12 protein-coding genes are annotated in these 13981 nt (G+C 59.7%); 4 read left to right on the forward strand and 8 right to left on the reverse strand.

Features of this window, described 5'->3' with window-relative positions; translation table 11 throughout:
• The 3 genes from GSQ94_RS11865 to GSQ94_RS21715 all read right to left on the reverse strand — a co-directional run.
• Positions 1 to 1202, reverse strand: a 1202-nt coding sequence (locus GSQ94_RS11865; RefSeq protein WP_158944098.1) for an MFS transporter, incomplete at its 3' end; no start/stop codon positions are given.
• 207 nt (positions 1203 to 1409) lie between these two features.
• The gene (queF, locus tag GSQ94_RS11870) at positions 1410 to 1847 is read right to left on the reverse strand and encodes a preQ(1) synthase (protein ID WP_158944099.1); all 438 of its coding nucleotides are present in this window, start codon (positions 1845 to 1847) and stop codon (positions 1410 to 1412) included.
• Positions 1848 to 2007: 160 nt separating this feature from the next.
• Entirely contained in the window at positions 2008 to 2937 is a 930-nt protein-coding gene (locus GSQ94_RS21715; RefSeq protein WP_158944100.1) for a hypothetical protein, read from the reverse strand.
• A gap of 373 nt (positions 2938 to 3310) precedes the next feature.
• On the opposite strand from GSQ94_RS21715, the gene eno reads away from it, so the two are divergent.
• The 3 genes from eno (at position 3311) to GSQ94_RS11890 (ending at position 7113) form a co-directional block, all read left to right on the forward strand.
• Positions 3311 to 4603 (forward strand): phosphopyruvate hydratase, encoded by a 1293-nt coding sequence (gene eno / locus GSQ94_RS11880; RefSeq protein WP_158944288.1) that lies wholly within the window; start codon positions 3311 to 3313, stop codon positions 4601 to 4603.
• A 194-nt stretch (positions 4604 to 4797) separates the two neighbouring features.
• Positions 4798 to 6321 carry a cellulase family glycosylhydrolase gene (locus tag GSQ94_RS11885; protein ID WP_158944101.1) on the forward strand — a complete coding sequence of 508 codons (1524 nt, stop codon included), beginning with the start codon at positions 4798 to 4800 and terminating at the stop codon, positions 6319 to 6321.
• A 27-nt stretch (positions 6322 to 6348) separates the two neighbouring features.
• On the forward strand, positions 6349 to 7113 hold the full coding sequence (locus GSQ94_RS11890; RefSeq protein WP_254063820.1) for an NAD-dependent deacylase: 765 nt from the start codon (positions 6349 to 6351) through the stop codon (positions 7111 to 7113).
• Between the two features lie 21 nt (positions 7114 to 7134).
• On the opposite strand, the gene GSQ94_RS11895 is transcribed toward GSQ94_RS11890, so the two are convergent.
• Positions 7135 to 7953 carry a PP2C family protein-serine/threonine phosphatase gene (locus GSQ94_RS11895; RefSeq protein ID WP_158944102.1) on the reverse strand — a complete coding sequence of 273 codons (819 nt, stop codon included), beginning with the start codon at positions 7951 to 7953 and terminating at the stop codon, positions 7135 to 7137.
• Positions 7954 to 8144: 191 nt separating this feature from the next.
• Between GSQ94_RS11895 and gpmI the strand changes: the two genes are divergently transcribed.
• Entirely contained in the window at positions 8145 to 9770 is a 1626-nt protein-coding gene (gene gpmI / locus GSQ94_RS11900; protein ID WP_158944103.1) for a 2,3-bisphosphoglycerate-independent phosphoglycerate mutase, read from the forward strand.
• Here the strand turns inward: gpmI and GSQ94_RS11905 are convergent.
• From GSQ94_RS11905 to dnaX, 4 genes are all read right to left on the reverse strand, one after another.
• A complete protein-coding gene (locus GSQ94_RS11905) occupies positions 9767 to 10786 on the reverse strand; it encodes a metallophosphoesterase (RefSeq protein ID WP_158944104.1) in 1020 nt (339 codons plus the stop codon). The two genes, gpmI and GSQ94_RS11905, sit on opposite strands and share 4 nt — an antisense overlap.
• 72 nt (positions 10787 to 10858) lie before the next feature.
• Entirely contained in the window at positions 10859 to 11437 is a 579-nt protein-coding gene (gene recR, locus GSQ94_RS11910; RefSeq protein WP_158944290.1) for a recombination mediator RecR, read from the reverse strand.
• Between the two features lie 45 nt (positions 11438 to 11482).
• Positions 11483 to 11815, reverse strand: a complete 333-nt coding sequence (locus GSQ94_RS11915) for a YbaB/EbfC family nucleoid-associated protein (protein ID WP_158944105.1) — start codon at positions 11813 to 11815, stop codon at positions 11483 to 11485.
• A gap of 39 nt (positions 11816 to 11854) precedes the next feature.
• Positions 11855 to 13897: a DNA polymerase III subunit gamma/tau gene (gene dnaX, locus GSQ94_RS11920; RefSeq protein WP_158944291.1), complete on the reverse strand. Its 2043-nt coding sequence runs from the start codon at positions 13895 to 13897 to the stop codon at positions 11855 to 11857.
• Positions 13898 to 13981: the final 84 nt, after the last annotated feature.

Raw genomic sequence — 13981 nt, forward strand, 5'->3', positions numbered from 1 at the left:
ATGAAGAAGATGACGGAGGCGAGGAGCATGGTGATGAGGGTGGAGCCGAGGCCGATGTTGAGGTTGGAGTGGTCGCTGACGGCGCCGATGATACGGGGGGAGATGGCGTCGCCCAGGGCGTGGATGATGAAGAGCTGGCCGGCCATGGCGGTGGCGCGGATCTCGGGGCGGACGGCGTTGAGGGTGGCGGCGTTGACGGGACCAGTGCCGAGGAAGATGAGGAAGATGGCTGCGCCTAGGCCGTAGAGGGTGAGGGAGTGTGGGCCGAAGAAGCAGAGGAGCGCGGGTGGGACGGCGATGGCGGCGCTGATGGCGGGGACGAGGTAGAGGGCTTTGGGGTTGGTGTGGGACCATTTTTGCGCGATGGTGCCGCCGGTGATGGTACCTCCTAAACCGGCTACTACGGTGATGGCTCCCATGATGTAGGCGGCGGAGGATTGGCTGCGGCCGTCGATGCGCTGGAGGAAGGAGGGCATCCACCAGGAGATGCCACCGAGGGAGAAGGTGACGGCGGCGTAGCCGAGGATGGAGGAGAGGTAGGCGGGGTTTTTGATGAGAGAGAGGATGGTTCCTTTTTCGAGTTTGGCTTTTTCACCCTGACTTGCGCCGCGTGCGGGCTCCTTCATGAAGATGGCGATGAGGATGGCGATGATTGCCGCGGGGACGGCGGAGACGATGAAGGACATGCGCCAGCCGTAGTGTTCGCCTACGGTGCCTCCGACGAGGTAGCCGAGGGCCGCGCCTACGGGTATGGCTACGTTGAAGATGGTGAGGACGCGGTTGCGCTGGTCTTCGGGGTAGAAGTCGGCGAGGAGCGCGGGGGCGAAGATGCCGAAGCTGGCCTCGCCTACGCCGAGCGCCGCGTGGCGGAGGTTGAGCGAGTCATAGGAGTGGACGGTCGCGGTGAGGAAGTTGATGGCGGCCCAGAAGAGGGCGGCTGTGACGATCATGGGCTTGCGGGGGAAGCGGTCGCCCAGCCATCCGGTGATGGGCGAGGTGCACATGTAGGCGATCATGAACCAGAAGGTGAGGGTGCCGATGTGTTCGTCGGAGAGATGGAACTCGGTTTTTACCTGCTCCTGGACGCCAGGGAGGATGTAGCGGTCGATGTAGTTGACGAAGTTGAGTGCGGTGAGGAGGACGAGGGCGGTGGTGGCTCCGGCTACGGAGGCGGTGCGGGTGGGCTTTGTTGCGGAAGCCATCTCGGGTTTCTCCTCTGAGGGAGGATAGCAGTTGGGTTCTGGGGAGATTTTTCTGGGGTGGTGAAGGGACGGTTTTATTGGGGGATAGTAGATTTCTGGTGTTTTGGTGGTGGTGAATGGATGGTGTGAGCGTGGTGGGAGATGCAGCAGACGTGGTGCTTTGTCTGCTGCTTTTGAAGAGCTAAAAATACGCCAGAGTTTTCAGGTTTATTTTTGCGGGGGTGTTTCGGTGCGAGGGTAGGTGGCGGTGACGACGGTGGAGATACCGCCGCGGGGGCGGAAGTCACCTACGATAACGGCCCAGACGGGGTTGCAGGCTTTGACGACGTCGTCGAGGACCTGGTTGACGATGTTTTCCTGGAAGATGCCGAGGTTGCGATAGGTGAAGAGGTATTCCTTGAGGGACTTGAGCTCGAGGCAGCTCTCGCGGGGCATGTAACGGATGGTGAGACGACCGAAGTCGGGGAGGCCGGTCTTGGGGCAGACACTGGTGAACTCTGGGTCGTCGACGAGGATCTCGTAGGCCTTGAACTGGTTCTGCCAGGTTTCGATGGCGGGAAAGGTGGTGTCGAGGCCAGACTTGGCGTGGTCGTCGGTGTAGCCGGTGGTGTGGGTGGGGGCGGTCGGGAGGGTTGCGGTGCTCATGACTCTATTTTAGCCTGTTGGCGCGGGTTTTGCTGTGGTTTTGGGACGAGGATTGACTTGTAGGGGGCGGGGTTGGCTCGCGTTTTCCTGCACTTCCTTCATTGCAAAAGAAAACCCGAGGCGGCTGCCCCGGGTCTCTGAATCGAGTGAGTTGATTGCTTTACTGCGATGCTCCTACCGGGCCGACGTTGTTTGTGTTCATGCTGCTGAGGGGTGAGGCGCTTAGCGGCGTGAGGATCATCGGGGTGGTGAGACTGAAGGTCAGCGCCTCGTCCTTGGGGAGGGTGGCCTGACGGTCCTGCTTGAGCCAGATGACGGTGCTGACGCCCGCACCGATTCCTGCGCCAACGATGGCTCCGACGCCGCCACCGATGAGCGCTCCTGTGGCTGCTCCTGCGCCGGTAACGCCGCCGACGATTGCGAGAGTCTCCTTGGCGTGATCCTTTCGCTTGAGGGTTCCCTCGTTGTCGACGCGGAACTCGCTTTTGCCGGTGTCGATGAGCTGGGCGTGAACGATGTAGTGGGTGCCGTCGGGCAGGGTGACGTCGCGAGTTTCGAGGTGCATGGCTGCGGCACCTGAGATTCTGCGGCCGCCGTGGACTTCGGTGACCTGGCCTTCGAGGATTGAGCCGACGGGAATGATGACGCGGCCGTTGCGCTCGACGGCTTCGGTGACCTGGGCGGTGAATCTTGTTCCTGCGTAGGTCTTGTCGGTGGCCAGGGTCTCCTGGATCTGGGTCTTCAAGAGGGTGCCTTCACGGAGCTCGCCTTCGCGCTCGGGGACGCTGGTTACGATCATCGCGTCGATATCGTCTGCCGGGTCTGCGTGGCTGGTAAAGCTGGAACCTGTGGCGGATGCGCCCTGGTAGGGGACGTATGGTCCGTACTCCTGCGCCGGAGCTGTGGGCGCAGTGGCCGGGAGAGCGGCACTGGGTTTTGCCGGAGAAGTCTGCGGAGCTGCGTCGTCTGTGCTGGAGATGACCGCGGAGTCAGGATGGGAGACGCCCATCATCGGATCTTGTGCGGGAGCTTGTGAGAACGCGGGGGCAGCAGCGAGAACGAGAGCGGCGGTGGTGAGATGCATCTTCATAGCGGTATCCTCGAAGCGAGTTTCATAACTGCGTAGAGCTGGATTCGAGCACCTGAGTTTACCGGACTCGTATCACTCCAAAGAGTAGAACCAGCGAGGGCCTGATGGAACAAATTCGCTGGCAGGGAACCGAGGCTGCTAATAAGAGCTTCAACGCCTGGGTTGCGGTGCTCGATTCATTAGACGTTGAGGCGTGAGACAGGTTTCCTTTGCTAAAATCCGACAGGTGAGTCCCTCTGACGCAAAGCTGGTGCAGTCCATCACTCTTCTGGGTGGCCGCACCGTTGCGGTGGACCGTCGTCCGAAGTTAAACGAACGGTTGAACCACCGCGTCGTTCCCCAACATTCTGCGCTACAAGAAAATAGGAGCAACATGACCGAGATCGTCTCTATCCACGCACGCGAAATTCTGGACTCCCGCGGTAATCCTACTGTTGAGGCTGATGTTGTGCTCGACAGCGGAGCGAAGGGCCGCGCCGCAGTACCGAGTGGGGCTTCCACCGGCGAGCATGAGGCGGTTGAGCTGCGCGACGGGGATAAAGACCACTACCTGGGCAAAGGCGTGCTGCAGGCGGTGGAGAATGTGGAGACGATCCTGGGGCCGGAGTTGGTGGGGATGGATGCGAGCAATCAGAGGCTGATTGACGCGACGATGATCTCGATCGATGGGACGGAGAATAAATCGAAGTTGGGTGCGAATGCGATTCTTGCGGTGTCGATGGCGGTGGCGCGTGCGTCTGCCGAGGCGTTGAAGCTGCCGCTGTATCGCTATCTTGGCGGAGTGAATGCCTGTTTGCTGCCTACGCCGATGATGAATATTTTGAACGGCGGGTCGCATGCGGATTCGAACGTGGACTTTCAGGAGTTTATGGTGATGCCGGTGGGCGCGGAGACGTTTTCGGATGCGCTGCGCTGGGGGACCGAGGTCTTCCATACGCTGAAGGGCGTGCTGAAGAAGAAGGGTTATAACACGGCGGTTGGCGATGAGGGTGGATTTGCTCCTTCGCTGAAGTCTAATGATGAGGCGCTTGACCTGATCCTGGAGGCGATTCAGCTTGCCGGATATACGCCGGGCGAAGATATCTCTATCGCGCTGGATCCTGCGTCGAGCGAGTTTTACGATAAGGAGAAGGGCAAGTACGTCTTCAAGAAGTCGGATAAGCGCGAGCTGAGCTCGACTGAGATGGCGGCTTACTGGGAGAGCTGGGTTCGGCAGTATCCGATTGTGAGTATCGAGGATGGATTGGCGGAGGATGACTGGGATGGCTGGCGTCATCTCACCGAGATTCTCGGCGACAAGGTGCAGCTGGTGGGCGATGATCTGTTTGTGACGAACACGCAGCGGCTGCGGCAGGGAATCGAGCAGAAGGTTGCGAACTCGATTTTGATCAAGGTAAACCAGATCGGTACGGTTTCGGAGACGCTGGAGGCGATCGAGCTGGCGCGACGCTTTGGCTATACGTCGATCATCAGCCACCGCAGCGGCGAGACGGAAGATACGTTTATCGCTGACCTGGCGGTGGGTACTGGCGCGGGACAGATCAAGACCGGTAGCGCGAGCCGTACGGATCGCATTGCGAAGTACAACCAACTGCTGCGGATTGAGGAAGAGCTGGGGCAGTCGGCGGAGTTTCTGGGGATTGAGTCGGTTAACTTCGGCGAGTAAGCGCAGACGGATTTTGATTTACACGAGTGCCCACGAGTTGATCCTCGTGGGCATTTGTTTGTTTCGCTTCTTTATACGGAACGGAATCTTCTCTTTCGCACGACGCTGTGATTCGGCAGGCGGTTGCAAAGCGTTGAATGGCCATTCATAATGTGTCGCGGTCCAAATGTCTGGAGTTGTGGAGCGAGAGACGCATGGCGAAGTCAAACTGGGTAGCTGGATCGATCATTACGCTTACGGCAGCGGTGCTTGTAGTCATCGTCTCGCCTGCCGTCGCGCAATCTTCGCAGCCGAATGATTTTGTGCAACGCGCTGGAACGAAGCTTACGCTGTCGGGCGCGCCCTTTCGCTATAGCGGCCCGAACATCGAGTGGCTTGGGCTGGAGGGATACGGTCCACACGATCCGATGGGTCCGAGGCTGCCCAGCCACTTCGAGATCGACGATGCTTTTGACACGGCTGCGGAGATGGGCGCCAAGGTGGTGCGCGCACAGACTATGGGCGACACCGTCGGTTGCGGATTGTGTATCGAGCCCACGGAGGGCAAGTTCAACGATGCAGCTTTTCAATCCACCGACTACGCTCTGGCCGTGGCGCGTAACCACGGCATGAAGCTGATAATTCCGCTGGTCGGCGACTGCGCCACTTGCGCCGGCGGTGGGATCGGCCAGTATCTGGCCTGGGAGAAGAGGCAGAACCCGCAGGACTTCTTTACGGATGCGGGCGTTATCGCGGCGTATGAGCGTCACATCGACGCGGTTCTGAATCACTTGAATCCCATGACCGGTCTTCGCTACAAAGATGACCCCACGATTATGGCGTGGGAGAACTGCAACATGTGCGGCATCCTCACGATGCTTTCGGGCGGGGGCGCATCGGCTTTGGGACAGGTCTCCGCATGGGGGGAGACCATCGGGGCTCACATTAAGCAGCAGGATTCGCACCATTTGTATCTCGACACCTCTGGGATCTATCGCGTCTATCCGGCTGTGCTAGACAACAAATCGACGGACCTTGCTACGTTCGAGTTTTATCCGCACTGGGACATACTGCTTGGCCCGAACCAGCCGCCCACCACGGCGGCGACCTTCAGTCATGATGCGGCTGCCGTCACGAGCCACGGGAAGGTTTTCATCGTGAATGAGTTTGGCTGGGATCGCACGGACTGGAAGACTCAACAGGATTTTGAGCAGGTTTTGACCACGCTTGCACACGATCCTAACGTCTCCGGTGACGGCTACTGGGCGCTACAGGCGCACCTGGACAACTTCGGGTTCCAACCTATTCCGGCTGACGCTACCAACCCTATTTTTGCCGAGCATGGGGAGTGCGGCGAGTGGTGGGCGCTCTATTATCCCGGCGTCAAGACGCTGGTCAACAGTGCTGAAGACATGGCTGTGCGTGCGCAGCAACTTCGCACTCATGCGTACGCTATGTCCGGTACCGAGTTGCCGAAGCATCGGATTCCGCCGAGGCCGGTTATTACTTCTACGGTGATTGTCGGCCTTATCGCATGGCGCGGCTCTGCGGGCGCAGTCCGGTACTCGGTTGAGCGTAATGACGCGGGGTCGAAGGAGTGGAAGCCGATCTGCGACCGCTGCGCCACGGACGCTGACGATCCGTGGGCGGACCCACATGGCACGCTTGGCGGGGTTCACTATCGCGTGATTGCGTGGAATGCAGATGGCGTGGCGAGTGAGCCCTCTGACCCCAGGTAAGCTTTCTGGCAGGTGAGGTTCCACGTCATGAGTGACGGCCCGGTGCGAGCTGGTCTGAGTGACACAAGCAGCGAAGACGGCATCGAACAATGCATGCACCTTACGCCACAGGATCATCTGTTTGTGTTGACGGGAGCGGGGATCTCCGCTGAGAGCGGGCTTGCGACGTTTCGCGGCTCGGGTGGTCTTTGGAATGGGCACCGAGTGGAGCAAGTCGCGACTCCTGAGGCGTGGCAGGCTGACCGTGAGTTGGTGTGGCGCTTCTATTCGCAGAGGCGACGGGATGCTTCGGAGGCAGAGCCAAACGCGGCTCACTATGCGCTGGCGAAGATTGAACTAGAGCTTGGCGACCGATTTTATCTGTGCACGCAGAATGTGGATGACTTGCATGAGCGCGCCGGGTCGCAGCGGGTTCATCACATGCATGGAAGCTTGTATGAGTCTCGGTGTGTTCGGTGCGACGAGCCGTTCGCGGATAAGGCGTTGTATGAGACGGCGATGAGCCTGCCTGTTTGTGAGGCGTGCAGGGCTGCTGTGCGGCCGCACATCGTGTGGTTTGGCGAGACTCCGCTGGAGATGGAGACGATCTATCGCACGCTGAACCGTGCTACGGTTCTGCTGGTCGTGGGTACGTCGGGCTCTGTTTATCCTGCGGCGGGGCTGGTGCATATCGCCAATCAACAGCGCACGCGCACGGTTTATGTCGGGCCGGAGGAGCCGCTTAATCATGAAGCGTTCCACGAGATTCTTCTGGGTACGGCAACCGAGGTGCTGCCCTCACTTTTTCGGTAGCGCTTGCCTTCTTAGAAGGAGCTAGATGCTGTCCTCTTTCTCGACGCTTGCCTCTTTTAGCGGGCGAACCAGAGCCATTGCGGTGAGGTCTTCGTCTTCGTTTTTGTGGCCGAAGGGAAGATTGTGAAGGCTGTACCAGGGGACCTGCTTGAACTCTTCGGCAGCTTTGAGAGCGGCGTGGCAGATTTCGGTTGCAGAGTTGGTGGTCGCGGGGTCTGAGTCCTGCAGAAGAGGGATCAAGCGATCGACTCCGAAGTGGGCGCGTCCGTGTTGCGTCTCCATGACGCCTTTGGTCACGATCAAGAGTTTGGCGCCACGCTCGAAGGCCTGCACGGAGGGTTCGTAGGTCAGGTGGGTGAAGAGTCCCATGGGGACGGCGGGGCTGGTGAGAAGGTGCGTGCTGCTGGAGTCGTGAAATACGGCAGTGAGTGCGCCCGCGTTGACGTAGGCGAGGATGCCCAATACAAGATCGAAGCTGCCGAGGAAGGTAGGGGCGAAGCGTACCCCTCGCGAGGCACGGATGAACTCGTGGTTGATCTCCTGCGCGAGTTGAGCGGTTATGTCCATGACGTTGGCGTTGGGCGCGCGAAAGAGCTCTGCGCCGTGTCTGCGAAAGGTGGCCTGGACGTCTGCGGCGATGGGCTGGGTTGACTCCCTGGTGCCGGCGATGTCTGTGAGCAGGAAGATGACGTGGGAGCCGAGGTGGATGGCGTCGAAGAAGTCGCCGCCGGTGCGGACGGAGTGATATTCGGCGTGGAGATCGAGGCCCGGAAGCGGAGTGAACCTGGCAGGTTGGGGTTTTCGGCCTGCCAGAGCCGGGTCGCTCTGTGTCGGAATCATGAATCTCCTCCAGCCATCGTGAGAGTTTCCGGGATTGTACCGTGTTCGATACGCATCAAGCTCTGGCGCTTTTCTGCTGCACAGTAAAGTGGAAGATTCTTTCTGCTTTCCTTTTGTTGCCAGATACAACGAAGGAGCTGCAATGTTGATATTCTGAGCATCGGAACAAGACAGCGAGAGAAACAGACCCTATGGCTAAAGCACCAGTTGTTCTTACCATTCTCGACGGATGGGGCTACCGCGCCGAGACTCATGGCAATGCTATCGCCCAGGCCCGCAAACCTACCTACGACGGTTTACTTCGCGACTACCCGAATACGCTACTGCGTGCGAGTGAGCACTTTGTGGGCCTTCCGGATGGACAGATGGGCAACAGCGAGGTGGGCCATCTGAACCTTGGCGCGGGACGGATTGTGCGGATGGATATGACGCGCATCGATACGGCGATTGTGGATGGCTCGTTGTACAGCGACCCGACTTTGACCAGGGCGTTCGAACTCGCGGGTCAGAAGGGAAGGGCGCTTCATCTGATTGGGCTGCTGTCGGACGGCGGCGTTCACTCTCATCAGCGGCATCTCGATGCGCTGATTCGCATGGCCGCGCAACACAAGCTTTCGCGAGTCTTCGTTCATGCGTTTATGGATGGCCGCGACACGATGCCTACGAGCGGTGTTGGTTACCTTGAGCAGTTGCAGCATACTCTACGCGAGGCCGGGGTCGGGACGATTGCGTCGGTGAGCGGACGCTACTATGCGATGGACCGCGATCTACGCTGGGAGAAGGAGAGGCAGGCCTTCGATGCGATGGTGACGGGGCAACCCGAAGGCGGGAGGTATGCCGATCCTGTAGCGCGAATCAAGGAGCTGTACAACAACGGCACGACCGATGAGTTCATTCCGCCTTTCACGTGCATCAACCAGGCGGGAGATGCCGTGAGGCTGATTCGCGATGAAGACGTGGTGATCAACTTCGACTATCGCGCGGACCGCGTGCGACAGATTACCCGGGTGTTGACTCGCCGCTCCGGACTGACTGCCGATCCGGTGGGGAGCCAGGGTCATCAGCTTCCAAATGCTGCGGAGCTGGATGTGGAGATTCCGCTGAACCTGGTTCCGGCTGATCTTCACTATGTGTGCATGACGCAGTATGACAAGAACTTCAAGTTGCCTATTGTGATTCCGGCCGAGTCGATGGATAACCTGCTGGCGAACCTGATGTCGCAGGCGAACCTACGCAACCTGCGGGTGGCGGAGACGGAGAAGTACGCGCATGTTACTTACTTTTTCAACGGTGGAATTGAGAAGCCTTTTCCCGGAGAGGATCGTGCACTAGTTGCTTCGCAGAAGGTGGCGACGTATGACCTGGCGCCTGAGATGTCGGCGGCCGGAATTGCGGATGCGGTAATTAAAGCGGTGAACGATACGGCGTTCGATGTGATCATTGTGAACTTTGCTAATGCGGATATGGTGGGGCACTCCGGCATGATGGAGCCGACCATACGCGCGGTAGAGACGGTGGATACTCAGCTGGGGCGGATTTACCAGGCGATCAGGCAGCGCGGCGGGAGTTTGCTGGTTACGGCGGACCATGGCAACGCGGAGATGCTGATCGATCCGGTCAGCGGTGGTCCGCATACGGCGCATACAACGAATCCGGTGCCGTTTCTTTATGTCACCGAAGATGGCAAAAAGCGCTCGCTGCGTGAAGGCGGGAGCTTGCGGGATATCTCGCCTACGATTCTGTCATTGCTTAAGCTTGACCAGCCGAACCAGATGACTGGCGGCAACCTGGCTTCGCTGGACACGGTTGCGACTTAGGAGATGAAGTGAACTGTTCCGTCGGGCTGCTTCGTGAAGGCGTGTAAGAGCTGACCCTTTTCGTCGAGATGTCGCAGCGTTAGCAGTTCCGGTGTTACTTCGAGATCACTGAAGCCGTAGACTCGCTGCGCGTAGGGGCCACGCTGCGCTTCGTCGATGAGGAGGGGGTAGAGGTCTGCTCCGCCGCCGCCCGAGAGGACGAAGGAGGTGGGATGGCCTTCGAACTCGAGGTGCTGCATGTCGTGGTCGTGGCCGGCGAGATAGAGATGGACGTTGTGTTTTCTGAGGAGCGGCTCCCAGTCGCGGACAAGGATTTTGTTGTCTCCGTGAGGGCCGTTCGAGAAGATGGGGTGATGTCCCATGACGACCAGGAACGGAGTCGTTCGCGGCTTATTCAGCTCGGCTTCCAACCATGTTAGTTGCTCGGCCTGCTGCGCCGGAGTGAGGGTGAAGTTTACGCCTGCAGCTTGTTTCCCGTCTGGGTTAGGCATGTTGCTGTCGAGCGCGATGATGGTGACCTGCGGATTTTTGAGAGGGAACTGAAAGCTGTACCAGAGGGATGGCATGGTCCAGCGGGTTCCTCCGGCCTTGGCGTACTCGAGCTCTGCGGCGACCTTACTCTGCGGCATGCGCTGATAGTCATGGTTGCCGGGGATGGCGTAGGCGGGGCAGTCGAAGACAGTCTTCGGATACATCTGTTCGAACTGACTTTGCCAGCGCACGTCTTTTACGCCGCCTGGGAGCGGCCCATACCAGTTGTCGCCTAACATTAGCAGCGCCTGGGTGGCGAAGTTCTGCTGCCGCACATAAGCTTGCATCGCGCTGGCTACGCGGCTTTGCGCTTCGAAGTTCTCATAGCCCCAGTCCCCAAGCATCAACAGGCGCGAACTGCCGGCGGGCGAACCGGAGTGCTTCGAGGCTGCAAACGAAGTCAGGGAACCCAGCCCTGCCAATGCGCTGAATGCAAAACTCTGACGCAGGAAACGCCGACGAGAGAGTACTTCGTTTTGAATCATGAACCACCCTTGGCTGTAATCTTTCTTCGATCGTTAGACGAATAATTTTCGTGAAAGCCGCAGCGGCGAAAGCTAAAACTCCCGCCGGCCTTCCATCGCACGTGTCATGGTGACCTCATCGGCGTACTCTATATCGCTGCCGGCGGGTACGCCTGTTGCGATTCTTGTGACCTTTACCTCTGGTCGTGTTCTTCGTAGCTCTATCGCCAGAAAACCAGCTGTGGCTTCGCCTTCGGTGGTTGGAGAGGTTGCGAGAATGATCTCGTCCACTTCGGCGAGGCGGGTGAGGAGATTGGCGATGCGAAGCTGCTCGGGCCCTACGCCGCCGATGGGAGATAGCGTGCCGTGCAGGACGTGATAGACGCCGTTGTAGCTGCGTGTCTTTTCAATGGTCGCGATGTTGGTGGGCTCTTCGACGACGCAGACGAGCCGCTGGTTCCGGACCGGGCTTGTGCAGTAGCCGCAGGGATCGACGTCGGTGATGTTGTTGCAGACGGAACAGAGGCGAAGGTGCAGCTTAAGCTCTCGTATGGCGAGCGAGAGAGCTTCAGCGTCCTGCGCCGAGGAGCGGAGGACATGGAATGCGAGGCGCTGTGCGCTCTTGGTGCCGATTCCCGGGAGCTTCCTGAACTCTTCGATGAGACGCGACATCGGTTCGGCAAAGCGGCTTGGGGTGGCGTGGAAAGAACCTGCCACTTAGCCCAACCCCGGCAGATCCGGCAGTCCCATGCCACCCATCATCCCCGAGAGGCTGGACTTCATGGCGTCATCGGCACGACGGCCAGCTTCGTTTACAGCCGCGGCGATGAGGTCTTCGAGAAGCTCGAGGTCGCTTGTTGAGCTTCCCATCGCGGTCGGCTCGATCTTTACCCGCAGGACTTCTTTTTTGCCATTCATCCGGACGGTTACCACACCACCGCCGCTGGAGGCCTCGACTACGGTTGCAGTGAGCTTCTTGTCCATCTGCTCCTGCATCAGCTTGGCCTGACCCATCATCTCTTTCATCTTCCCCAGATCGGAAAAGTCCATCGTTCCTCCATCGTGTGGCTATGACTGGATTGCGAGTGCTCAGTCGTTGTCGCTGAGATCGATTACGTTTCTGATCTCGGCATTGAAGAGCGTCTGCGCTCTCTGCACGATTGGATGCTCCATAGCCTTCGCCTGGACGCTCCCATTTTTTGCGGGGCGGGGTTTTTTCGCGGTTGCGGTATTTTTCGCGCCGGGGAGAAGTATGAGCTTGAGCGATCCGGCTCCGGCATCGCGCAGGGCGGCTTTGGCTATTTTTTCTGCCTCCGGGTTGATGACCATCGAGAGCATCGTCTTCGAGAGCTCGGTCTGGACGCGAATCTCGGTGTCGGTGATGGTCCACTCAGCATCGGCGAGGGCGTCGGCGGGTGTTGCCTGATTCTTCGCGGCAGAGAGCGCGTCTACGGCTGCTCGCTGGAGGTCTTCGGCAGAGTGTAACGGTGACGGTTGCAGGTTATTTATGCTTGCCGGTTCAGGAGCTTCTGGAGTTTCGGCTTCTGCTATCAACGCAATGCCTGTTGCTGCCTCTGCCTGGTCGCCTATTTCGAGGAGTGCGGCTCCTTCTGCGTCGGCTTCGGTGAGAATCATCTCTGCGGGAGTTGCTACTGATATCGGCGTGGGGATCGGCGTCGGGAGGGATACGGGCGCTGCCATCGGTACGACTGGAGCTGCAGCGGGCATCACGGCGACTGGGGCTGGAGCAACGCCTATGGCTTTTTCGTCGAAGCGGCTTCTGCTTTGATCTTTTTCGAAGGGGGAGAAGGCGGGTTTCGCGTTGGTCTCAAGCACCCTGGCGGTTGCGGAGCCGCTGACCGGAGGCCGAGGTGATGGGGGAGTTGCTGCGCCCATGGTTTTGGCGGTTGCTACGCCCGGGCCTGGCCTCGCGCCGCCGGTGACCGGGAACTGGCTGAGTACGGCTTCGATGGGGAGAAGCCTGCGTAGATGCACGAGCTTGAGCAGGCCCAGCTCGAAGTGGAAGCGCTGCTCCTGACGGTAACCCAGCTCGTCAAACGTGCGGAGCATTACCTGGAGAAAACGGGTGAGCTCCTCTTCGCTGAAGAGGGCAGCGGAGCGGCCTGCGCGCCGCTGCTCGTCTGCGGAGATCTGGAGCAGCTCGCCTGCTACACCGTCGGCTGCCGCGCCGTCGATGCCGATGCCGGCGATCTTTGCGATGACGGTGTTGCGGAGATAGCGCACAAGCTGACGCGCGAGTTGGGCCGGGGAGTTTCCCGCGTCGAGGAGCTGGTTGGCGACGGTGATGACCTCTGCGCTGCGGTTTCCGTCCACGGCTTCGAGGATGCGCTCGAACACGGCATTGGGGACGGTGCCCATCAGCTCACGGATCTGTCCGGCATCGAGGCGGGGGCGTCCATCTTCGACCGGGGCGCTGGCGATGGCCTGATCCATAATGGAGAGCGCGTCGCGCATGGAGCCGTCGCCTGCTTCAGCGAGGAGGCTGAGGGCTGACTCATCGGCGTCGACGCCTTCGCGTTGTGCGATTCCGCGCAGTTCACTGAGGATGTCGACAAGTTTGACTGCATGAAAGCTGAAGTGCTGACAGCGCGAGCGGACGGTCTGAGGAATGTCCTCGGGCTGGGTGGTCGCCATCATGAAGACGATGTGGTCGGGCGGCTCCTCAAGGGTCTTCAGCAGGGCGTTGAAGGCGGCATCGGTGATCTGGTGTGCTTCGTCGAGGATGTAGATCTTGTACTTGTCGCGCGCAGGACGGTAGCGGGCTGCGTCGCGCAGCTCGCGGATCTCATCGATTCCGCGGTTGGTGGCGGCGTCGATCTCGATTACGTCGACGGCGTTGCCGGCCTTGATCTCGGTGCAGCTCTCGCAGACCTCGCAGGGCTCAGGGGTGGGCCGGACGGCAGAGCCGATGGTGTTGCGGCAGTTGAGCGCCATGGCGAGGATGCGGGCGATGGTGGTTTTGCCGATGCCGCGATGTCCGCTGAAGATGTAGCCGTGCGCGATACGACCCTGGGTGAGGGCGTTCATGAGCGTGACGGTCACGTGGTCCTGTCCCGCAACATCCGCGAAACGCTGTGGCCGGTATTTCCTTGCGAGAACCTGATATGCCATAGAGGAAGATAGGGAGGTTGCGAACGCAGCGATCTTGCCGCCAGTTCGTGCCGCCAGCTCTATTGTATCGCCCATCGGCGGCGG

This window comes from Granulicella sp. S190 (assembly GCF_009766095.1).
GTDB lineage: Bacteria > Acidobacteriota > Terriglobia > Terriglobales > Acidobacteriaceae > Edaphobacter.

Excerpts from the sequence above, each read along its gene's own strand:
- queF (WP_158944099.1), bottom strand. The coding sequence starts at position 1,847 with ATGAGCACCGCAACCCTCCCGACCGCCCCCACCCACACCACCGGCTAC.
- GSQ94_RS21715 (WP_158944100.1), bottom strand. The coding sequence starts at position 2,937 with ATGAAGATGCATCTCACCACCGCCGCTCTCGTTCTCGCTGCTGCCCCC.
- eno (WP_158944288.1), top strand. The coding sequence starts at position 3,311 with ATGACCGAGATCGTCTCTATCCACGCACGCGAAATTCTGGACTCCCGC.
- GSQ94_RS11885 (WP_158944101.1), top strand. The coding sequence starts at position 4,798 with ATGGCGAAGTCAAACTGGGTAGCTGGATCGATCATTACGCTTACGGCA.
- GSQ94_RS11890 (WP_254063820.1), top strand. The coding sequence starts at position 6,349 with ATGAGTGACGGCCCGGTGCGAGCTGGTCTGAGTGACACAAGCAGCGAA.
- GSQ94_RS11895 (WP_158944102.1), bottom strand. The coding sequence starts at position 7,953 with ATGATTCCGACACAGAGCGACCCGGCTCTGGCAGGCCGAAAACCCCAA.
- gpmI (WP_158944103.1), top strand. The coding sequence starts at position 8,145 with ATGGCTAAAGCACCAGTTGTTCTTACCATTCTCGACGGATGGGGCTAC.
- GSQ94_RS11905 (WP_158944104.1), bottom strand. The coding sequence starts at position 10,786 with ATGATTCAAAACGAAGTACTCTCTCGTCGGCGTTTCCTGCGTCAGAGT.
- recR (WP_158944290.1), bottom strand. The coding sequence starts at position 11,437 with ATGTCGCGTCTCATCGAAGAGTTCAGGAAGCTCCCGGGAATCGGCACC.
- GSQ94_RS11915 (WP_158944105.1), bottom strand. The coding sequence starts at position 11,815 with ATGGACTTTTCCGATCTGGGGAAGATGAAAGAGATGATGGGTCAGGCC.
- dnaX (WP_158944291.1), bottom strand. The coding sequence starts at position 13,897 with ATGGCATATCAGGTTCTCGCAAGGAAATACCGGCCACAGCGTTTCGCG.